Origin of the sequence: Brevibacillus agri (assembly GCF_004117055.1) — a bacterium.
Taxonomy (GTDB): domain Bacteria; phylum Bacillota; class Bacilli; order Brevibacillales; family Brevibacillaceae; genus Brevibacillus; species Brevibacillus agri.
This window is the reverse complement of the sequence record NZ_CP026363.1, coordinates 5,001,113-5,021,660: the sequence shown is the minus strand read 5'-3', so window position 1 is coordinate 5,021,660 and position 20,548 is coordinate 5,001,113. Positions and strand designations below refer to the sequence as shown.

15 protein-coding genes and 3 pseudogenes are annotated in these 20,548 nt (G+C 49.9%); 14 read left to right on the top strand and 4 right to left on the bottom strand.

What is annotated here, in order from left to right:
* Positions 1–24: 24 nt before the first annotated feature.
* A pseudogene (locus tag BA6348_RS24665) lies at positions 25–159 on the bottom strand (DNA-binding response regulator); the annotation flags it as partial.
* A pseudogene (locus tag BA6348_RS27740) lies at positions 134–926 on the bottom strand (sensor histidine kinase). The pseudogenes BA6348_RS24665 and BA6348_RS27740, both read right to left, overlap by 26 nt.
* Before the next feature lie 167 nt (positions 927–1,093).
* Between BA6348_RS27740 and BA6348_RS24655 the strand changes: the two are divergent.
* The 7 genes and pseudogenes from BA6348_RS24655 to BA6348_RS24620 all read left to right on the top strand — a co-directional run bounded on the left by BA6348_RS24655 (position 1,094) and on the right by BA6348_RS24620 (position 7,309).
* Positions 1,094–1,891 (top strand): carbon-nitrogen hydrolase family protein, encoded by a 798-nt coding sequence (locus BA6348_RS24655; RefSeq protein WP_026558210.1) that lies wholly within the window; start codon positions 1,094–1,096, stop codon positions 1,889–1,891.
* A gap of 195 nt (positions 1,892–2,086) precedes the next feature.
* A complete protein-coding gene (locus tag BA6348_RS24650) occupies positions 2,087–2,335 on the top strand; it encodes a hypothetical protein (protein ID WP_005830781.1) in 249 nt (82 codons plus the stop codon).
* Positions 2,336–2,623: 288 nt separating this feature from the next.
* A complete protein-coding gene (locus tag BA6348_RS24645; protein ID WP_122952950.1) occupies positions 2,624–4,012 on the top strand; it encodes an L-cystine transporter in 1,389 nt (462 codons plus the stop codon).
* 60 nt (positions 4,013–4,072) lie between these two features.
* The gene (locus tag BA6348_RS24640) at positions 4,073–4,387 is read left to right on the top strand and encodes a hypothetical protein (protein ID WP_005830777.1); all 315 of its coding nucleotides are present in this window, start codon (positions 4,073–4,075) and stop codon (positions 4,385–4,387) included.
* 412 nt (positions 4,388–4,799) lie between these two features.
* Positions 4,800–5,150, top strand: coding sequence for a hypothetical protein (locus BA6348_RS24635; RefSeq protein WP_005830775.1), 351 nt, complete (start codon positions 4,800–4,802; stop codon positions 5,148–5,150).
* Positions 5,151–5,305: 155 nt separating this feature from the next.
* A complete protein-coding gene (locus tag BA6348_RS24630; protein WP_005830773.1) occupies positions 5,306–6,325 on the top strand; it encodes a type II TA system antitoxin MqsA family protein in 1,020 nt (339 codons plus the stop codon).
* Between the two features lie 159 nt (positions 6,326–6,484).
* Positions 6,485–7,309: pseudogene (locus tag BA6348_RS24620) on the top strand (transposase).
* On the opposite strand, the gene BA6348_RS24615 reads toward BA6348_RS24620, so the two are convergent.
* Entirely contained in the window at positions 7,244–7,729 is a 486-nt protein-coding gene (locus BA6348_RS24615; RefSeq protein ID WP_129552251.1) for a hypothetical protein, read from the bottom strand. The pseudogene BA6348_RS24620 and the gene BA6348_RS24615 overlap by 66 nt on opposite strands.
* 922 nt (positions 7,730–8,651) lie before the next feature.
* Positions 8,652–10,292, bottom strand: a complete 1,641-nt coding sequence (locus tag BA6348_RS24610; RefSeq protein ID WP_007777104.1) for a peptide ABC transporter substrate-binding protein — start codon at positions 10,290–10,292, stop codon at positions 8,652–8,654.
* Positions 10,293–10,579: 287 nt separating this feature from the next.
* Between BA6348_RS24610 and BA6348_RS24605 the strand changes: the two genes are divergently transcribed.
* The 7 genes from BA6348_RS24605 to BA6348_RS24575 all read left to right on the top strand — a co-directional run bounded on the left by BA6348_RS24605 (position 10,580) and on the right by BA6348_RS24575 (position 20,543).
* Positions 10,580–11,884, top strand: a complete 1,305-nt coding sequence (locus tag BA6348_RS24605) for a hypothetical protein (RefSeq protein ID WP_005830768.1) — start codon at positions 10,580–10,582, stop codon at positions 11,882–11,884.
* A gap of 305 nt (positions 11,885–12,189) precedes the next feature.
* On the top strand, positions 12,190–13,776 hold the full coding sequence (locus BA6348_RS24600) for a M4 family metallopeptidase (protein WP_005836258.1): 1,587 nt from the start codon (positions 12,190–12,192) through the stop codon (positions 13,774–13,776).
* 540 nt (positions 13,777–14,316) lie between these two features.
* A complete protein-coding gene (locus BA6348_RS24595; RefSeq protein WP_122952951.1) occupies positions 14,317–15,864 on the top strand; it encodes an AbgT family transporter in 1,548 nt (515 codons plus the stop codon).
* Between the two features lie 33 nt (positions 15,865–15,897).
* On the top strand, positions 15,898–17,157 hold the full coding sequence (locus tag BA6348_RS24590; protein ID WP_122952952.1) for an amidohydrolase: 1,260 nt from the start codon (positions 15,898–15,900) through the stop codon (positions 17,155–17,157).
* A 64-nt stretch (positions 17,158–17,221) separates the two neighbouring features.
* A complete protein-coding gene (locus BA6348_RS24585) occupies positions 17,222–18,625 on the top strand; it encodes a M20 family metallopeptidase (RefSeq protein WP_122952953.1) in 1,404 nt (467 codons plus the stop codon).
* A gap of 274 nt (positions 18,626–18,899) precedes the next feature.
* On the top strand, positions 18,900–19,301 hold the full coding sequence (locus tag BA6348_RS24580) for a hypothetical protein (RefSeq protein ID WP_052006624.1): 402 nt from the start codon (positions 18,900–18,902) through the stop codon (positions 19,299–19,301).
* 123 nt (positions 19,302–19,424) lie between these two features.
* Positions 19,425–20,543 (top strand): ABC transporter permease, encoded by a 1,119-nt coding sequence (locus BA6348_RS24575; RefSeq protein WP_005832171.1) that lies wholly within the window; start codon positions 19,425–19,427, stop codon positions 20,541–20,543.
* Positions 20,544–20,548: the final 5 nt, after the last annotated feature.

Below are 20,548 nucleotides of genomic sequence, written 5' to 3'. Positions count from 1 at the left end.
ATTCGCCAGCCCAGCCGCCGACCCGTCGCGCAGGGCGAGCTGCAAGCCTTCGTTTCCGTTGTGGCACAGATCGACCTGAAAGCCGTTCAGTTCAAAATAATCGCGTTCGAGCTGCGCGATCGTCGTCTCGTCTTCAATGATGAGGATGCGCGTCGTCATGTGGCTTGGCCCCTCCCAGGTAGTTCGATCGTCTCAAAGTAAAAAACAGGCTCGTGCCGACGCCCTCTTTGCTTTTCACCCAGATGTCGCCGCCGTGTCCCTCGATGATTTGGCGGGCGATGGAAAGTCCCAGACCGCTGCCGCCCGTCGAGGAATTGCGCGATTGCTCCGCCCGGTAAAAGCGCTCGAACAGATGGGGGATTGCTTCTTCGGGAATGCCGATCCCGTTGTCCCTGATCTCGATGGTCGCCCACTGCGGGTCACCTCGCCAAACGGGCTGCGCTCGCGAATGACAAACACGCTGCCTTTTGCCCCGTCCGAGTAGAGGAAGTCAAATTTGGCGTAGGCGTAAAAGCGCTCCCCGATGTTGAACGTGTTGCGAATCTGGCTGTTGTTCAGGTCGTAGGGCGGAAGGCTTTTTTCCAGCTCCGGCTGGTTGAAGGTGAGCGATTCGAAAACCTGGTTGCTCTTCCTGCGGACGTACAGGCCGGCGCGGACGGTTCGCAGCTTGAAATCGTAGTCTTGCAGCAACGACTTGTCGAGCAGCTCGTCCGGCTCGCTTTTGGCGAGGTATTTCAGTTCGAGAAAAATCGACTCTTCCTGCTCGTGAGCGGGTTGAGCTAGTAGTACACTTTATAAAAATCGCGAAAGCTGTGGATGTCGCCTGTGGCTGCAATCGTAAACAGGCTGGCGGCGAGAACAAACATGAGCAGACTGATGACGAGCATCCCCGTGTAGGAGAGCAGCAGCTTGATGCGGATAGACATAAAACTCACCTCTCCCGATAACTGGGGTGTGCAAAAGATGACTAGTCCATTATATACAACGAGCACGGCGGGTAAAGCATTATTGCTTGGAACTGGGCGAATATCCGTTATACTAGCATATAAGAGCAAACAGATTTTGCACGTAGGGGAAGGACGGGGGATAGAAGATGAAAGTAGCGATTGCACAGCTTACAGCGAGCATGGACAAAGCGCTGAATCTGCAAAAAGCGCAAGACTATATCGCCAAAGCCAAAAAAGCCGGGGCAGACTTTGTCATTTTGCCGGAGATGTACAGCGCGCCAGCCACGCCGAAGTCGGGAGTGACGCCAGCCGAGGTGGCGGAAAAGCTGGACGGCCCGTTTGTGACGGGACTGGCGGAGGCGGCGCGTCAGCACGGCCTCTACGTGGTGTGCGGCGTGTTCGAAGCGATTGACGGCGACGAGAACCGCGCCTACAATACGACGGTCTTTCTTAATCACGAGGGCGCGCTGATTCACGCCTACCGCAAGACGCATTTGTACGACGCTTTTTCCTATATCGAATCAGACTTTATTGCGCCTGGCGACAATCCGTATCGCGTGGTGGAGACAGAGTTTGGCAAAATCGGGCTGATGGTCTGCTACGAGGTGCGCTTTCCCGAGATCGCGCGGCAGTTTGCCCTGCAAGGAGCGGATATTTTGTTCGTACCCGCAGGCTGGGTAGCGGGCGCGATGAAGGAGGACCATTGGGAGACGCTGGTTCGGGCGCGGGCGATTGAAAACACGATGTTCGTGTGCGCGGCTGACCAGGTTGGCAACATTTTCGCGGGACGCAGCATGATCGTCGATCCGATGGGCGTCGTGATCGCCAGCGCCGGAGAAGAAGAAACTTTGCTGATAACAGAATTGGATCTGGAACGGATTCAGCGCGTGCGCGGCAAGCTGCCGAGCGTCGCCAATCGCCGGGCAGAGCTGTACACCAATTAAATACATGGGATTTCTGTAAAAAGGCAGTCGGTCGCCCCACCAGCTCAAGCGGGCGGCCGGCTGTATTTTTGTTTTGGGAAAAGGAAAGTGGTCAGGCACATTTTGCTTTTTTCTTCATAGGATTATAGTAGATATCCATTCATCTTTCGAGCCCTTATGCAAGCGTTACCATCATGAGAAAGGAAGTGTGTGCGGATGTTCTGGTTCGTATGGGCTGTCGTCGGCGTCGTTGTCTGGTGGGCAATGAACATGATTTTGACAGGAAAAGCGGCAGGAACAAACTGGTGGGCTTCGCTCATCGCTGCGCTTCTGGGAAGCTGGCTTGGAGACTTGGTGTTGGGCGATTGGCTGTGGATGTGGGCTGGCTTCAACGTCATTGCCGGGGTAATCGGAGCGGCTATGCTCACCTGGCTGTGGACACTGCTCAGCAGACAATCCAAGTAGCCACACGAGTACAATTGTCATTGGCACAAGCAAACAGCAGACAGGAATCGCCCTGGTGGCGGTTCCTTTTTTTCGTGCAAAAAAGCGGAGCGTCTGGCGAACAGCGAAAAAGAGCGCGCACACGCATAAAGCGGCGCGGAGCGCATAAACATCAGCGAAGGAGAAAGTGCAGGTTTCGACAGTGTATCCATAAGTCTTACTTGACCAGTAGGGATTGTTGGTAATATAACTATATCTAGACCGACAAGATGGACATTACGAGTTCAAAGGAGAAAGGGAGGGGAAAATATGTCAACACTTCTTACGATTCTCAACATTATTATCATGCTCTTATTCATTGGCGGCTTGTATGCCATGCAGAAGAAACATATTTCTTTTTCCAAGCGAGTATTTGTCGGTCTCGGAATCGGGATTGTTTTCGGACTCATCCTGCAATTCGCCTATGGAGTAAAATCAGACGTCCTGAAAGATTCCATCGAGTGGTACAACATCGTGGGCAAAGGCTACGTGAAGCTGCTGCAAATGATCGTCATGCCGCTGGTGTTCATTTCGATTGTTGCCGCTTTTACCAAAATGAAGCTGGCCAACAACATCGGCAAAATCAGCTCGCTGATTATCGGGCTTCTGGTCGGCACGACAGCGATTGCCGCCGCAATTGGGATCGCCTCGACGTTTGCTTTCAATCTGGACGCAAGCCAGTTCCAGCAGGGAGAAGCGGAGGCGGCGCGCATTGAACAGGTGGAGCAACGGCTGGGCGATATTCAAAACATGACCTTGCCCGCAAAAATTTTGGAGCTGCTCCCGGCCAATCCGTTCCTCGATTTGACGGGGGATCGGGCTACTTCTACGATTGCGGTTGTCATTTTCTCGGCGATTATCGGGATTGCGTATTTGGGCGTGAAAAAGAAAAGTCCCGAGCAGGCGGAATTGTTCGCGAAAATCGTCGACGCGCTGCACGCCATCATCATGCGCGTCGTGACGCTGATTTTGCGCCTGACGCCATACGGGGTGCTGGCGATCATGACGCGCGTAGCTGCGACGAGCGACTACAATGCGATCTGGCAGCTTGGCAAATTCGTCATCGCTTCGTACGTGGCGCTGGTGCTCATGTTTGTCGTGCATCTGTTGATGCTGGCTTTTGCCGGACTGAACCCGATCACGTACGTGCGAAAGGCGTTTCCTGTCCTGACCTTCGCCTTCACCTCCCGCACGAGTGCAGGGGCATTGCCGCTGAATGTGAAAACGCAGACGCAAGACTTGGGTGTGCCTGAAGGGATCGCCAACTTTGCCGGCTCCTTCGGCCTGTCGATCGGTCAAAATGGCTGCGCAGGCACGTATCCCGCGATGCTGGCCGTCATGGTAGCGCCAATGGCCGGAGTCGATCCGCTGACGCCTTCGTTCATCCTGACGTTGATCGTCGTTGTCGCGCTCAGTTCCTTCGGCGTTGCCGGAGTAGGGGGCGGAGCGACTTTTGCCGCGCTGCTCGTCCTGTCGACGATGAACCTGCCGGTGGCAATTGTCGGGCTGCTCATCTCCGTGGAGCCGCTGATCGACATGGGCCGGACAGCGCTCAACGTGAGCGGCAGCATGACGGCCGGGCTGTTGACGAGCCGGGCGACGAAAGAGTTGGATACGAAAGTGTTCAACGGAGTACAGCAGCAGTCTGTGACGGTGTAAAACTGAAAGACGCGAAAAACAACCCCGGTTGTTCTGCCTGTCTGGCAGGAGCAGCCGGGGTTGTTGCCTTTTGCTGGAACGGGACTTAAAGCAAGCAACAAACAGGCTATACCGAAGCCAAAATTTGAGGAAATTGCTCGCGTGAATGCTCTGAATAAAGTTGAAAATTTCCTGCAAAATGGCGATCAAATTGTCTCGATCAACGGTGAGAGTTCTATACCAAAGATCATTTATTGGACAAGGTATCCTCAAACTATCCCAGACGAGACAGTGACAGTGAATATTTATGGGAAGCAAGATCTGAAAATGACCAAACAATTGTTCATAGAAAAATTAATGAAGGCAAATGTCCAGGTCAGATCAAGAATTTCCTAAACTAGATTTGAATACCCTCCCTGCGAAAGTAATTGCCAGGGATGATTTTAAAGGGGACTCAAGCAGTCTGTCTCGCGCTTTAAAGGTGTACCAGCAGCTTACAGGTGAAAACTTGGTAAAAGGACGCAAAATTGCAGCTACGGGAGGAATACAGACAGACGGAAGGATCACAGGGATTGGTTCTTTGTTTTACAAGTACCATGAGTTGGTAGATGAAGGGTTTCGTTATGAGAGCTCATACCAGGATAATTATTGATCCGTTCACAGCGAATTTTCAAAGTAGTTACGCAGGATTCTGATGGTTCACACTCGGAAATAAAAAGTATCAATTGATACCGTGGACAAGTTGTGGTAATCTTTAGTTAGGTATCAATTGATACTGTCTAGGATATCATAGTAGGGAGGTGAAAAAGTGAGTTTGGAGGAAACGTGTAAGACTGTCCTTGCGGAGATGAAGCAATTAATACTTGAAGGAAAGAAACACTTCGTAAGGCGAAATCGACAAGGTAAAAATTATTTGCAACAACTTCTCGATATGAACTTAACCAGTATTGATGCAGCGTGGGAGTGCATCGTAAATGACCTAAATCATACTCATTATCACTCCGGTCCAATGCATGACCATCAAGATGGACCTGGAAGTCCCCTGGTCGTTTGGGTGTTCAAAATGGAAATAAACGGAGTCATTGCTTACATCAAGTTAAAGATTGAGACGAACGGACGTGGCTGTGTCTGCCTCTCATTTCATGAAGACGAACCATAGAACTTAATACTTAACGATTATATTGCAGAGAAAAATATGTGAGTGGTGGATGGGCTCCTTCCCCCATCCCCAACCTTAAAATTTTAAACTCACTTTATATCATAAAATAAACATTAAACTATATTCTACGAATTATTCATTGGAGGAAAATTCATATGTTGAAAAGGATAAGGTATTGTGATGAGTGCCGTTGCGAACGCGAAGCCGTGGTCAAAGAAAGGAACTCCACATACACTTACCGGAATGAGCAGTTTGAGATTATTGAAGAGTACGCTGAATGCACAGAATGTGGAAATGCTGTTACTGATGAAGAACTGGATAATAAAACCCTCAAACAGGTGAGTGACCTTTATCAAATTAAGCACTCTGTTAATCCGGAAATGTTAAAGGAAATAAGAAAGGGATATGATCTTTCACAATATTTGTTTGCGAAGCTTTTGAATATGGGTATTGCGACAATTAAGCGATATGAACTGGGCACATCTTCTCCGGATACAACTCAGATTGGAATCTATAAGCTGCTGAAGAGTAATCCGAAATCAATCATGCAGTTTTTTGAACAGAACAAAAGCAACTTCGAACCGGATGAATTGAAAACGGTGGAAAAAAAGCTCGAGTCATTCATTGATAATGATGATATCGAGGATTCAAGTCAGCGATTATTGGAGAAAACATATGAGCCGCATAATAATACGATTGAGACAGGGGGGATCACATTTAACTATCAAAAACTGTTCCACATGATTTTGTTTTTCTCCAGAGAACATGTTTTGAAAACTAAACTCATGAAGTTATTATGGTACTCTGACTTCCTCAGATATAAGAGAACACAAAAGCCAATAAGTGGCACCCCATATTGGCATTTGCCATATGGTCCTGTCCCTAAAAAGCATGATTTCGTATTGGGAACAATGGCAGGACTGGATCTTATTTCTATCCGGGAAGAGGAAAATCCTGAAGGATACACGATGATACTCATTCAGGCTAAGAAGGATTTTGATCCCAATATTTTTGATCATGCAGATTGGGATGTACTTCGTTACGTGGAAGATTATTTTAAAACATATGGATCCAGAACGATCAGTGACTTCGCTCATGAAGAAGAAGCATGGAAACAAACCAGAGACGAACAAATTATCTCTTACGAATATGCGGAATCACTTCGATTAAATTGATTAAAGAGGGGCTGTCCAGAAAGTCAATGTAAACTGACTGCTGGACGCCCCGTTTATGCGGATGAAAGAAGACCACATGAAAAACGGTCAACTGAAACTGGGTTACAATGTACAACTGGCGACGGAAAACCAGTTTATTTTGTTCTACAGTCTGCACCAATGCCCTACCGATACGCGCTGCTTCCTCCCTCATCTGGAGCGACTAGCGGCGTCTTCTTTGCCGATACGGGCTATGGCTGCGAAGAGAACTACTTGTATGCGATCGGAGAAGAAAAAGAGCCCCGTTTCGACTTCCTGATTCCCTATGGTGGCTATAAGAAAGAAAAAACCCGTCGGTACAAGAAGGACATCCGTCACGCATCCAACTGGACATATGAAGAGTTGGAAGATCGGTTCGTTTGCCCGAATGGCCGCTACGTTTCCTTTATGAAATACAAAACCAGGAAAACGGCATCGGGTCTGGAGCAAAGTTTCAAGATCTATGAATGCGAAGAGTGCAGCGATTGTCCACTCAAACCGGCTTGTACGAAAGCAAAAGGCAACCGTCAGATACACTGGAACACGATTTGGGAATAGCTAAAAGTTAAGGCAAAAATAGCCCTTGAGGATGACGAGAAATCCGCGATCTATGCTCGATGTAAAGTCGAGGTCGAAAGCGTGTTCGGTCACATCAAGGACAAGCGGTCGTTCCGTCGGTTCTCCTTGCGAGGACTGGAGAAGGTGCACACTGAGTTTGGGATTGTGGCTTTGGCCCACAACTTACTGAAGGTGGCGGGTATCCGCCTCGCCACTTTCCAGCAAAAACAAAAAAGTTGGACGGGAAATATTGCGTTTTCCCGTCCAACTTTTTTATTTTGGGGACTTATTAGACAGCCCCGTGAACCTCTAAATTATTCAGATGTCTTTTACAACGAAAACCTAGATAGAAAAATCAATATACGTACTGTGAGTTTTAGTAGAAATTGTACCTACTCCCTCAATTAAAACAACCAAACTTAATGTTCCCTCAATATAAGCAGTTCCACCGGTTTTCTTTGAATTTAAATCTACATAGGACCTATCAGAATTATGTTTCCAAGTATTCATAGGATGAAATCCAATTAGTTCACTAGATGTTACAGCTTTGGATATTTTTCCATTATCATAAGTTACGGTAACATACCCCATAACAGTTTGGGTCAGGGCGCTAGCGACAACTTTTTCAAAAGTTTTTGTTGCAAACGGAGTAACAACACCAGGCTTAGGCTTAACTGGTCCATTTAATTTTACCGTTTGGGTTTGACCATCTTGATCCTTTAAATAGAATAACAAAGCGGCATATTCATCTACATTATTTACTTTTATTCCTTTATGTCCTTCGCCAGTAGAATTATTGATTGTTTCTGCATCAATAGTTCCGTCCAAGGTAAAACCAGCACTTTTTCTAACTTCTTCATAAGTTTTGAATTTATTGGTGTATTTTGTTAAGTACTCTGATTCTACAATATCGGCAACAGTTAGAAATTGAGAATCATCAACTACTTGCGCAGAGGAAATTTCACTAGAAAATAAGTGATTTAACAGAAAAGAGGAACTGTGGACAAGGGAATGAGCCCCCCTTTTTCGCTCGCCTAAGCCACGGATTCAGCAGGAAAAATCTCTTAATGTTTAGTAGTTTATTAACTCTAGTGAACCCAAACTGTTCTTATGAACTAACCAAGAAATTAGTAAGTCCAGTGATGAAAAATAAAACAAATACACCTAAAATAATGAAAAGAAGTACCTTCCATTTGTTTAACAAGTGGATCAGCTCCTTAAGTCAAAGTAGTTGATTCAAATAGTTAATCACCAAAAATACAATTAACATGTTTGTGGCGGACTAAAAACGAGACACCTATTCAGAAATACATACAACTGGCTCCAGCGTTTGTTCATGACCAGGCTCAACTTGATACACTAGTAGATATCATGGCATGACATATGTGTTCTATCAGGGATTTTTGAATATCCCAAGTTTGACAGTTTTTTAACTTAGGATCTTTTTTGTTGAATGAGGAACGAAGTTATTCGTTTAATCAACCTGTTCCTAAGTAAAATAGAGATACACGAGAATCAAATGAAAAAAGTCCTTCGATTCAATTAGCCAGCTATTCACAAGGAATGAAGTGTTTATTGTCTTGATTGCATTCATATACTCGTCTTAGTCCCAACTTTCTCTGCATCTTACTTCAAATTTAGCAATGTAGGGACAGAAAAAGCCGGTTACACCCTTGGCAAGGTGAAAACCGGCTAGTCTTTCGTTATAGCTCATTCGTGAAATACATTTCGTGTTCTGTCGTTGCACCTGCTACTGCGTCACCACCGACGTGTACTTGAAGTACGCGCCCCCGAGCGGGAAGATGATGAAGTCTTTCACCTTGTCGTTTTTTACATAAGGGCTTCCGCGGAAGTTGATCGGCGCGAGCGGCATTTCGTCCATCAGGATGGTTTCCGCCTCGAGCAAAATTTGCTTGCGTTTTTCCAGGTCAGGCTCGTTGTAGCTCTTGTCGATCAGTTCCTTGAATTTGGCATTCTCCCAATCCGGGTGGTTGTTGCCGCCTGTTTTGTCGCGGAACATTTCCAGGAAGTTGATCGGATCGTTGAAGTCTGCGCCCCACTGGAAGCGGATCAGGTCAAAATTGGCCTGGGAGCGCATGTCGCGGTACACTTTCAGCTCTGCGTTGTACAGCTTCACGTCGACGCCGAGCACTTTTTTCCACTGGTCTTGCAAAGCTTCCGCCACTTTTTTGTTCGTGTCGGTAGTGTCGTAAGTGTAGGTGACGGTCGGGAAGGCAGTCAGGCCAAGCTCCTTCATCCCTTCTGCCAGAAGCTGTTTCGCTTTTTCTGCGTCCTCCTTGAAGTAGCCGTCCGCCTTCAGGCCCATCGAGGTCGGCACCCATCCGTAAGCGGCTGGTACGCCGGTTTGCAGGATGTTGTCGATGATTTCCTGGCGGTTGATCGCGTAGGAGAAGGCTTGTCTGATTTTTTTGTTGTTGAAAGGCGGCTGGTTCGTGTTGAACACGACGGATTGCGTGCCGGGGTTGTCCGCTACCATCAGCTTGCCTGCGTCCTTCAGAGACTGGATGGCATCGGGCGGCAGCGTGGAGGCCGGGTAGCCGCCCCAGTCGATATCGCCGTTTTCAAACATGGAGAAAGCCGTGTTGTTGTCTTCGATCATCGAAATTTCCAGACGGTCCAGCTTTACGTTGTCCTTGTCCCAGTAGTTCGGGTTTTTGGTGAAGACGATCTTGCTTTTGTGCTCCCAGGTGTCCATGATGAACGGCCCGTTGCCCACGATCGTTTTCGCTTCGGCAGCCCAGTGCGGGTTGCCCTCCACTGTTTTTTGGTGCAGCGGGAAGAGCGTCGGGAAAAAGGTCAGCTCACGGAAAAACGGCGTAGGCGATTTCAGGTTGAATTCGACGGTGTAGTCGTCGAGTGCTTTTACCCCTACGTCCTCGGCTTTTCCTTTACCCGTATTGTATTCCTCTCCTCCTTTAATGTAGTAAAGCTGATAGGCGTACTCGGACGCTGTCTTCGGATCGAGGTTGCGTTTGATCGCATAGACGAAGTCGTGGGCGGTGACAGGATCGCCGTTGCTCCACTTGGCGTCTTTGCGGATTTTGAACGTGTAGTTCATGTAGTCCGGCGTGTTGGTGAAGCTCTCTGCGGTGGCGTTGGTCAGTTGTCCGTTCAGGTCGTAGCTGGTCAAGCCTTCAAAAGCGGCGTAGATCATGTCAAACGAATCGGCGTCAACTGCGATGCCAGGGTCCATGGAAGGCGGTTCGCTGTTGATGCTCCAGCGCAGCACCATCGGTTCTGCCTTTGTCGCCTCTGTCGGTGTGGCGGATGGTTGGCCCGCCGGTTGGGAAGTGGTTGTCGAGTTCGAACAGCCTGTGATTACCCCGAACAGCAAGGTAAGACAGGTTGCCAGCGCAATGCCCTTTTTCATGTAAATCCCCCTTGGAAATGATAGAAACATATATTCAGAATATTTGTTTGCGTTTTGTTTCGCAAAGGTAATATTTATCTTGCTCGAAAAAAAAATTTTATGTTAGGTGATTAACAAAGTATTCTTGGCAAATGCTTGATACAACTCACTGTTTTGTAACTGGTTAAGTAGCTAACTAATTTAGCGAAGAGGAATGAATGACACCAGTAGACAAAGTGGTCGGCAAATGATAAGAATGAGGTAACCAATTATGGAAGCTATCAAATCAGGTAGGAGTTTACGCCCTTATGTATAAAATCGGTGTTGTGGGCCCGCCCCCCTCAGTTGAGCGGATACTGGCTGTTGCCAATGAGTTTGAGCATGAAATCGAATTCGTTCCCTTCACCTATGACGATGCAAGAGAAGTGAGCCGAATCGTGCAGGAGCATAACCCGGAATTTAACGGGTGGTTTTTCTCTGGCCCGATTCCTTTTACGATCGCCAAAAATGTGTTGAGCCCGGATGCCAATATCGTCTACTGTCCGCCGACCGGGTCTAATCTGTATCGTTGCTTCATCCAGATGTCGATCGATCACAATGAAGTCGTGAAGCGCATCTCTGTCGATATGATTGATTCAGAAGGGACGTATTTGCGCGAAGCGATGTCCGAACTGAATATTCCCGAGGAAGAAATGCACGTGATGACCTACGACGAGCATTACGACCCTGATGTCATTACGCAGTTCCATCTCTCTCTATGGAAAGAAGGAAAAACGCAGGGCGCTTTCACCACCTTGTTTTCCGTCGAGCAGGCGCTGCGCGAGGCCGGCATTCCCGTGTACCGCGTCCTGATGACGAAGATGGAGATTCGCCAGGCGATGAAGATCGTCATCGAAAAAGCGAAAAGCTCGTATTTCAAGCACACGCAAATCGGGGTGGAAATCATCGAGCTGGAACAGTTCGACAAAATTCCCGAGCGGGCGAAAACGCGCTTCCATCTGCAACATCTGGAGCTGAAAATCAGGGAGATTTTGCTTCTGCTCTGCGAGCGCCTGGACGGCTCGCTGATGGCAAACGGAAACGGCCGCTACCAGATTTTCAGCTCGCGCGGCGCGATCCAGCGGGAGATCGAAATGCTTCGCCACACGGTCGAGCAGCTCTCGCTGGAGGCGGACGTGCCTGTCGCAGTCGGCGTAGGCTTCGGCGATACGGCTTTTTCTGCGGAAAACAACGCGAGAAAAGCGATTCAGCACGCCAAGGAGCGGCCGCAGTTCGGCATCGTGGTCGTGCAGGACAACGGCGTCATGATGGAATCGGTGGGAGAAGCGGAGGAGCTGGAGTACGCTTACCGCTCCAATGACCGGGAGCTTCTCGAAAAGCTGAACAAGGCCAACGTCAGCGTCAAGACGTACCACAAGCTGCGGGCGCTGGTGCAGCGGATGGGCTGGAAATCGTTCACCACGACAGACATCGCTTCGTATTTGTCCATGACGGTGCGCAATGCCCAGCGAATCATGGGCAGCCTGTGCGAAGTGGAGCTTGCCGAGTACAAAGGCGAGGAACAGCAGGCGATGCGCGGTCGGCCGAAAAAAATATACACGCTTGTGCGCTGAAAAAGCAGGCAAACACCCGATAAGCTCGGGTGTTTTTTTGTTGGTGCAGAAGCGATCCGCCGATTCGGGACGAGCCGCTCCGGGTAGCCTTGGCACTCGCTTGGCCGGGCCGTTTGAGCCAGAGGAACAAGCCTGCGCAAGCCGGGTGTATGGTAGCGTGAACTGCCAGTCCGCGATTTTTGTCAAAGAAATGGAGAAAATGTCGGCAAAAAAATACCGAGAAAAAAGGGATTTTTTCCAGAAAAAGCAAATAAGATAAAATGTTTCATACATTCATAATCTTTTGATTGGGGGAATTTTTTAGAATGAAAAAGTCTTACATTGCCACCAGCCTCACTCTCAGCATTGCCGTAGGTGTGTCGGGATTTGCATCGGTGCCTGCTCTGGCCAAACCGAAGCAAATCGATTACAGCAAACAGTGGGACACACCGCAGTATATCGGGGAAGCTTGGGAGCCAGAAGGGGCTAAGGGGGATGACGTCGTCTGGTCATACCTCGAGAAGTACAAAGACGAGTTCCGTATCCAGGGAGACGTAGAGGACCACTTCCAAATTGTGAATCAGGTCCGCAACAAAGAGACGGATACGAAGCACTACCGGCTGCAGGAAGTCTACAACGGCATTCCGATTTACGGCTTCCAGCAAACAGTTCACATAGATGCGGACGGCAATGTCACGTCTTATCTGGGCCAGTTCATTCCAGATCTCGATGACAACAAGCAGTTGAAGAAAAAGCCGAAGCTCAGTGAACAAAAAGCGTTGAAACAAGCAATCAAGGACATCGAGGATGAAGTGGGCGAAGAGCCGGATTTCATCCGCGACCCAGAGGCGAAGCTGTACATTTACGTGCATGAGGATGAAGCTTACCTGGCGTATGCCGTTGAGCTGAACTTCCTCGATCCGCAGCCTGGCCGTTGGATGTATTTTATCGACGCGCACAGCGGAGATGTCATCAACAAATACAATATGCTCGACCACGTGACCGGAAGCGGAACAGGCGTGCTGGGCGATACGAAGCAGTTCGAGACGACACTGCAAAGCGGCAAGTACGTGCTGAGCGACAAGACTCGCGGAAAAGGCATCGAGACATACTCAGCCAATAACCGCACTACGCTCCCTGGCACGCTGCTGAGCGACAGCGACAACTATTGGACAGATGGCGCGGCAGTCGACGCGCACGCGTATGCGCAAAGAACGTACGACTACTACCGCGACGTGCACAACCGCAACAGCTACGATGGAAACGGCGCTTTGATCCGCTCCACCGTTCACTACAGCACGAGATACAACAACGCGTTCTGGAACGGCTACCAGATGGTGTACGGAGACGGAGACGGCAGCACATTCCTGCCGCTGTCCGGCGGGCTGGACGTAGTAGCGCATGAGCTGACCCACGCTGTCACCGAGAAGACAGCAGGACTGATTTACCAAAACGAATCGGGAGCGTTGAACGAGTCGATTTCCGATATTTTCGGTGCGATGATTGACGACGACGATTGGCTGATGGGCGAGGACATCTACACGCCAGGTACGAACGGAGACGGACTGCGTTCCCTGGAAGACCCATCGGAGTACGGCGACCCGGATCACTACAGCAAGCGCTACACCGGCTCCCAAGATAACGGCGGCGTCCACATCAACAGCGGAATCAACAACAAGGCAGCGTACCTGCTGGCAGAAGGCGGCACGCACTACGGCGTGAACGTCAACGGCATCGGCCGCGAAGATACGGCGAAAATTTACTACCACGCTCTGACGCACTACCTGACGCCTTACTCCAACTTCTCGGCTATGCGCCGTGCTGCGATACAGTCCGCAACCGACTTGTTCGGTGCCAGCTCCAAACAAGTCAAATCTGTTCAGGCAGCGTATGACGCTGTAGGCGTAAAATAAGCGGTCAACCAGACGGCCCAGGTGACCGACCTGCTACAAGTAAATAAGGAAGCAAAGAAGGCAACCACTCGCATGGGTGGTTGCTTTTTTTGTGCAGATAAGAATGGATAGATAAGATTCTTGCCCGGTATCAGCGCAACCAAGGCTGCGCCAATGGTTTGGCACGGCCCGGTTTTCGAATGTCAAAGCCGGGGAACAAGGGATAAACATGGAAGCTTTTCTATTTTTCAAGAAGTCAAACAATTCTATTGAAAAAAAGTTACCCAGGTTATATAATCCAATTAAACGAAATTGTCTTTTTGTATTCGTATAATTGTCATTGCCGACCGAAAAAAGAAAGGAGTATCTGCGCGGCGACGAGCTTTGCTGTGCGCTTGAATGAATGGATTGCGTTGAAATGAAAATGAAAGGGCTTTCACCTTCTCGCTTTCATGCCATCAACCAGACTGACCACTCATTCAGAACGTTGTTGTTTCGCCATCGAGACAAACGAGAATGATGGTTATCAGCAGAAAGAAACGGCCTAAGGGGGAGTGCTCCATGAGTGCACATACTGTACAGACAAACCGGAATGAGGAGTATGCACAAGGAATCGGTCTCGTCAAATGGGTAGAGCGAGTCGGGAACAAGCTGCCGAATCCATTCATGCTGTTCCTTTATTTGATCGCCGCTTTGATGATTATTACCGCGGTCTTGTCGATTTTTCACGTCACGGCAGTCGATCCGATCAAAAACGAGCAGGTGCAGGTCAAAAATCTGCTCAGCCAGGAAGGCTTGCAATGGCTTTTGCCCAACATCATTAAAAACTTCTCCGGCTTCCTGCCGCTCGGTTCCATTTTGACGCTCATGCTCGGCGTGGGACTTGCGGAGAAGGTCGGCCTGTTGGAAGCCGTTATTCGCAAAATGTCCCTGCGGGTCAGTGCCCGCTACGCCAGCTACCTCGTAGCGTTTATCGCGTTTTTCAGCCACGTTTCCTCTGATGCGGCGTTCGTGATTATGCCGCCGCTGGGCGCGTTGATCTTCCTGGCTGTCGGACGCCATCCGGTGGCAGGGCTGCTCGCCGCGATTGCGGGGGTCGGGTCCGGTTTTTCCGCCAACATTTTGATCGTCACAACAGACGTGCTGCTCTCCGGTATCAGCTCAGAGATTTCCAAGTCAGTGAATCCAGACGTGACAGTGAGTGTGCTCGACAACTGGTTCTTCATGTCCGCTTCTGTCCTGCTGCTTTCGGCGGCGATCGGGTTTATTACCGATAAATTCGTGGAGCCGCGCCTGGGCGTTTACAAAAGCGAAGGCAAATCGGAAAAGAAACTGGAAGATTTGTCCGATACCCAAAAGAAAGGCTTGCGTGCCGCAGGTATCGCAGCGCTTGTGTTCATTGCTGTGATTGCCGTATTGGTCGTGCCTGAAAATGGCCTGTTGCGCGATCCGAAGCAGGGGACAATCGTGCCTTCCCCGTTCATTTCCGGTATTGTCCCTGTCATTTTGCTCTTTTTCTTTACCGTAGCGATTACGTACGGAATCAAGGTTGGGGTTATCAAAAAGCAAAATGACATCCCGGCCTTGCTGACAGACCCGATCAAGGGCATGGCAGGATTCATCATCATGATTTTCCCGCTGTCCCAATTCGTGGCGATGTTCAACTGGAGCAACATGGGCAGCTTCCTGGCGCTGTCGATTACGGATTTGCTGGAGCAAGTGAACATGAGCGGCGCGCCTGTGTTTATCGGCCTGATGTTCTTGTCTGCGTTTCTGTGTATGTTTATCGCGAGCGGCTCGGCGATCTGGTCCTTGCTTGCGCCCGTGTTCGTGCCGATGTTCATGGCGCTTGGCTTCCACCCGGCATTCGCGCAGGTGGCATTCCGGGTCGCTGACTCGTCGGTCATTCCGTTTGCGATCGTTTCGCCGTTTATCCCGCTCTTCTTGAGCTTTTTGCAGGAGTACAAAAAGGATGCGAAGCTGGGGACGTACTACGCCCTGATTATGCCGTATCCGATCGCCATCTTTGTTTTGTGGACATTGCTCTTGGTCGTCTGGTATTTCGTCGGTCTGCCAATCGGTCCTGGAGTTTATCCGGTGATGAACTGAAGATGACTCGAGAATAAACAGGAGGAAAAAAACATGCTGGATCTGGTTTCGTTACGAAGAGATTTTCATATGCATCCCGAGGTGGGCTTTACGGAGTTTCGCACCGCTTCGAAAGTAGTGGAAATTTTGACTTCCCTCGGCTACGACGTGATTTACGGCCAGGACGCCATGGATGGCGATGCCCGCAGAGGGCTGCCGTCCGAGGCGGTGCTGGAAGCGGCTTACGAACGGGCGCTGCGCGACGGCGCCAACCCGGCCATCTTGGAAAAAATGCGCGGCGGCTACACCGCTGTCATCGGGGTGAAAAAAGGGAACAAGCCTGGCCCCACTGTCGCGTTCCGCTTTGACATGGACGCGTTGCCTGTGCTGGAGAGCACCGATGCGGACCACTTTCCGCAGGCGAACGGCTTCCGCTCCCGCTACGAAGGAAACATGCACGCCTGCGCCCATGACGGGCATACGACGATTGGCCTTGGCGTAGCGGAGGCGCTTGCGGCAGGGGAGTTTGCCGGGACGCTCAAGCTGATTTTCCAGCCAGCCGAAGAAGGAGTGCGCGGCGCGTATTCGATCGTGCAAAAAGGGCTTCTCGACGACGTGGACTACCTTTTCTGTCACCACCTGGGCGTCAACGTCCCGCTCGGCGAGGTGCACGGCGGCTCTTACGGCTTTTTGGCCACCACGAAAATGCTCGCTCATTTTTACGGCGTGTCCTCCCATGCCGGTGCTTCGCCGGAGCAAGGGAAAAACGCCCTGCTCGGAGCGGCCACCGCTTTGCTCAACATTCATGCGATTCCCCGTTTTAGCACAGGATCGACTCGCGTGAATGTCGGGGTGCTGGAAGGGGGCACTGCGGCAAACATCATTCCGGCCTACGCCAAGATGGTAGTCGAGACGCGCTCTGTTTCCGAGGAAGTCAACGCCGAGGTCGAGCAACGCGTGCGCAACATCATCGCGCACAGCGCAGCGATGCATGAGCTGGACTACAAAATCGAAGTGATCGGGGGAGCGATCCCGATCAACTACGATGTGGAGATGGCAGAGCTGGCTTTGGAAGAAGCGAAGCACGTGGAAGGCTTCTCCTCGTTTAAAATGGGCGAGCACAACTCGATGGGCAGCGAGGACGCGAGCTTCATGATTAAGCGCGTGCAGGAGCGCGGCGGCAAAGGGACGTACATGTCGATCGGGACCGACCTTCCGGCTCCGCACCATCATCCGAAGTTCGATATTCAGGAAGAAATTTTGCCGCGCAGTGTCAAGCTGCTGGAGCGGATTGCCAGACGGCTTCTTGCCTAAAAAGCAACTCTCTGTTGCCAAAGTCGCCTTTTTGCCAACTCCGACATAGAGAGGATGTTTTTACATGCATACCAAACAAATTGCAGACATGATCGAGCAAAAACGGGATTCCTTCATTAAAGTAAGCGACCGCATCTGGGAATTGGCGGAGACGCGCTTCGAAGAGTACCAGTCCGCTGAGCTTTTGGCGCAAACGCTGGAAGCAGAAGGCTTTCAGGTGGAGCGCGGCGTCGGCGGGATCAAAACCGCCTTCATCGGCAGCTTCGGCAGCGGCAGTCCGGTTGTGGCGATCCTGGGCGAGTTCGATGCCCTCTCCGGAATGAGCCAGAAAAAAGGCCAGGCCAAAGAAGAGCCGGAAGTGCCGGGCGCAAACGGACACGGCTGCGGGCACAACCTGCTGGGGACGGCTTCGCTGGCGGCGGCGGTTGCCGTGAAGCAGTACATGGAAGAAAACAACTTGAGCGGAACGGTTCGCTACTACGGCTGCCCAGGGGAAGAAGGCGGCTCCGGCAAAGCGTTCATGGCGCGCGCCGGACTGTTTGACGACGTCGATTTTGCCCTCTGCTGGCACCCGATGGGCTACAACAGCATCATGGCAGTCGAGTCGCTGGCCAACTACCAGGTTTACTTCAAGTTCAAAGGCAAAAGCGCCCATGCCGCAGCCAGTCCGCACCTCGGCCGCAGCGCGCTGGATGCAGTCGAGCTGATGAACATCGGGGTCAACTACTTGCGCGAGCACATCATTACCGATGCCCGCGTGCACTACGCGATCACCAATTCCGGCGGCCTGTCACCAAACGTGGTGCAGGCGTACGCCGAGGTGCTCTACCTCGTGCGCGCGCCGAAGGTCGACCAGGTGCAGGAAATTTACGAGCGCGTCTGCAAAATCGCCAAAGGCGCGGCACTCATGACGGAAACCGAAGTAGAGATCGTCTTCGACAAGGCGTGCTCTAACCTGGTGCAAAACAAGACGCTGGAAGAGGTCATGTACAAAAACTTCCAGGAGCTTGGCGTGCCTGTGCACGACGAAGCAGAGCTGGAACTGGCAAAAGCGATGCGCGCAACGCTGTCTGCGCAGGAAAAAGCGACAGCGGAAAGACAGTCGCCAGACGCGCCGGACCCGGACATGGTGACATGGCTGAACCCGTACACCGGGTCGACGATTCCGCTGAACGGCTCCACGGACGTAGGGGACGTAAGCTGGATCGCGCCGACAGCGCAATGTACGACAGCTTGCTTCATCAACGGTTCTACGCTGCATTCCTGGCAATGGGTGTCGCTCGGAGCGACCTCGATGGCGCACAAAGGAATGCTGCACGCCGGGAAGGTCATGGCTGCTACTGCGGTAGATATGCTGCAAAATCCAGAGTTGATCGCAAAGGCAAAAGCCGAGCTGAAAGCCCGCCTCGGCGACAAAACGTACGTGTGCCCGATTCCGGAAGGCGTTATGCCTTCGGTGAAAAAATAACAGGCTTGCATGACAAGACCGACGATGTACCGCTTGAATGCGGGGGTCGTCGGTTTTTTTCGTGGAAACATGGCAAGGAGATAGAAGCGAACCGCACGCATGTAATTCACAAAAAATACAAAATGTTAATAAAATATAAATTTCTATATTTTACATATTCCGACAAACAAAGACAAAAGCGATAAATATAATAAAAGCCGATAAGGAAAAAACTACTAATTGGTTGTTGTTTTCTCCTTATCACCCTTGGCCAAGGTATATAGACAAAGTAAGTTTGGGAGGAAAGGAACTTGGGAAAAAATTTCTTGGTATTGCTGCAACGCTCGCTTTGCTGACCGCAGCTAATTCTGCTTATGCGGAGACACAAACCGACACACTTCAATATAAAGATTTGCGGGCTGATATCAAACTGGACGTCGATTGGAATCTTTTAGATGAAGATAAGGCAGAAGCCGAAACAGACTTCATTAATCCAAACAATAGTAACTATGTTGCAGTCAGACTGGAAATGTGGAAAGACGACTCTGGAGTTTCTGGCAGCAAGTACGATCGGGATAAAAGCCTTGCTGAATGCCGCTATACATATGCGGGCGCCGAGTATTTCAAAAGTAGACACTCGATTGACAGCTCTGATCGGAAAAAAGAACTTGTCGTTGATACTTTCTCCGATGACTAGAATCCCGTAACATTCAAACAGAAAATAAACCGGTGGAATAGCCGGTTTATTTTCTGTTTGGCTACGACGGCAACTTGTCCCTAAACCATACGCAATGCTGAAAAACTCAGGAGACGGTTATACATGACGTTAAGCTCGATAAAAAATCAGTTTAAAGCCCATCCCGTCACAACCGCTTTGATTATCTTGGGTCTGACCATATCCATCGTACTCATTTCAATAGGCATATCGAGTGTGAGGAATACGCATTTGCTCATCCAGCAACAGGTTCATTACGCACCTCAGAATGCTACGAAAATAGAATTGGAGCTTTCGGACAAACAAGATGTACGAGCTTTGTTCAAGGTTTTTGACGGGATATCGGATCAAACCGGAGTTATTCTGGACCGAGCAAAAATGTTTCACAATGGTCTCATGGCTCCGGTAACGCCTGAATATTGGACAAAACAGGTTGTTCAGAGATTTCCATTAGAAACAGGAAGATATCTGAATGTAACGGATATCATCCATGGAGAAAAAGTAGCCCTGGTTGGCAAAGCGAGAGGGAAAGATGTACGCACCAAGAACGGAAAACCGTACATTTTGCTGGATAACGAAGAATACGAAGTGATCGGAATCATCGGCGTGAAAGGAAAAACGACAAAAGCGATTGATTACAAAATTGTTATTCCGGCCACGTCGCTTTCCTCAACGCTTTTGAGCAAATTGCAAAGCGCGAAAACGATTCCTTTCTTGATCCACAATAGTTATACAGATACATACGCAGACGAAAAACAGATTAAACAAAATGCCAAGCGTCTATTTCCGGAAGCGACATGTACAGCCTCCCCGTACGGAGAAACAGAGGGGATTGTTGCGCCCAACAGGGGAAGCGAAATCTACATATCCATAATGGTTTACGCGCTGGCAATCATCAACGCGATTAACCTTACAGCCTTTTGGATTCAAGAAAGAAAGTACGAAATCGGTATCAGGAAAGCTTTTGGCTACAGCAATGCGGATATCGTCTCCATGCTTTTTTGGGAGATGTGCGTCATCAACCTGATAGCGGTAGTCATAGGTTTTTCTATTCAATGGATGATAAGAAGCTTGCTTTCCAAATGGCTTGATTATCCGGTTGAGATTACCTCCACCACTATCTTTGCCGCGATTTTGTTCGTTTTTGCAACGGCTTTTGTCACTACTGCCATCCCTTCGAGCAAGGCGCTAAAAATACAGCCAGTTGAGGCTATCAGGGGATAAGGAGA

Coding starts and splice junctions, on each gene's coding strand:
- BA6348_RS24645 (WP_122952950.1), top strand. CDS start 2,624: ATGTCAACACTTCTTACGATTCTCAACATTATTATCATGCTCTTATTC.
- BA6348_RS24605 (WP_005830768.1), top strand. CDS start 10,580: ATGTATAAAATCGGTGTTGTGGGCCCGCCCCCCTCAGTTGAGCGGATA.
- BA6348_RS24655 (WP_026558210.1), top strand. CDS start 1,094: ATGAAAGTAGCGATTGCACAGCTTACAGCGAGCATGGACAAAGCGCTG.
- BA6348_RS24575 (WP_005832171.1), top strand. CDS start 19,425: ATGACGTTAAGCTCGATAAAAAATCAGTTTAAAGCCCATCCCGTCACA.
- BA6348_RS24595 (WP_122952951.1), top strand. CDS start 14,317: ATGAGTGCACATACTGTACAGACAAACCGGAATGAGGAGTATGCACAA.
- BA6348_RS24590 (WP_122952952.1), top strand. CDS start 15,898: ATGCTGGATCTGGTTTCGTTACGAAGAGATTTTCATATGCATCCCGAG.
- BA6348_RS24600 (WP_005836258.1), top strand. CDS start 12,190: ATGAAAAAGTCTTACATTGCCACCAGCCTCACTCTCAGCATTGCCGTA.
- BA6348_RS24610 (WP_007777104.1), bottom strand. CDS start 10,292: ATGAAAAAGGGCATTGCGCTGGCAACCTGTCTTACCTTGCTGTTCGGG.
- BA6348_RS24630 (WP_005830773.1), top strand. CDS start 5,306: ATGTTGAAAAGGATAAGGTATTGTGATGAGTGCCGTTGCGAACGCGAA.
- BA6348_RS24650 (WP_005830781.1), top strand. CDS start 2,087: ATGTTCTGGTTCGTATGGGCTGTCGTCGGCGTCGTTGTCTGGTGGGCA.
- BA6348_RS24585 (WP_122952953.1), top strand. CDS start 17,222: ATGCATACCAAACAAATTGCAGACATGATCGAGCAAAAACGGGATTCC.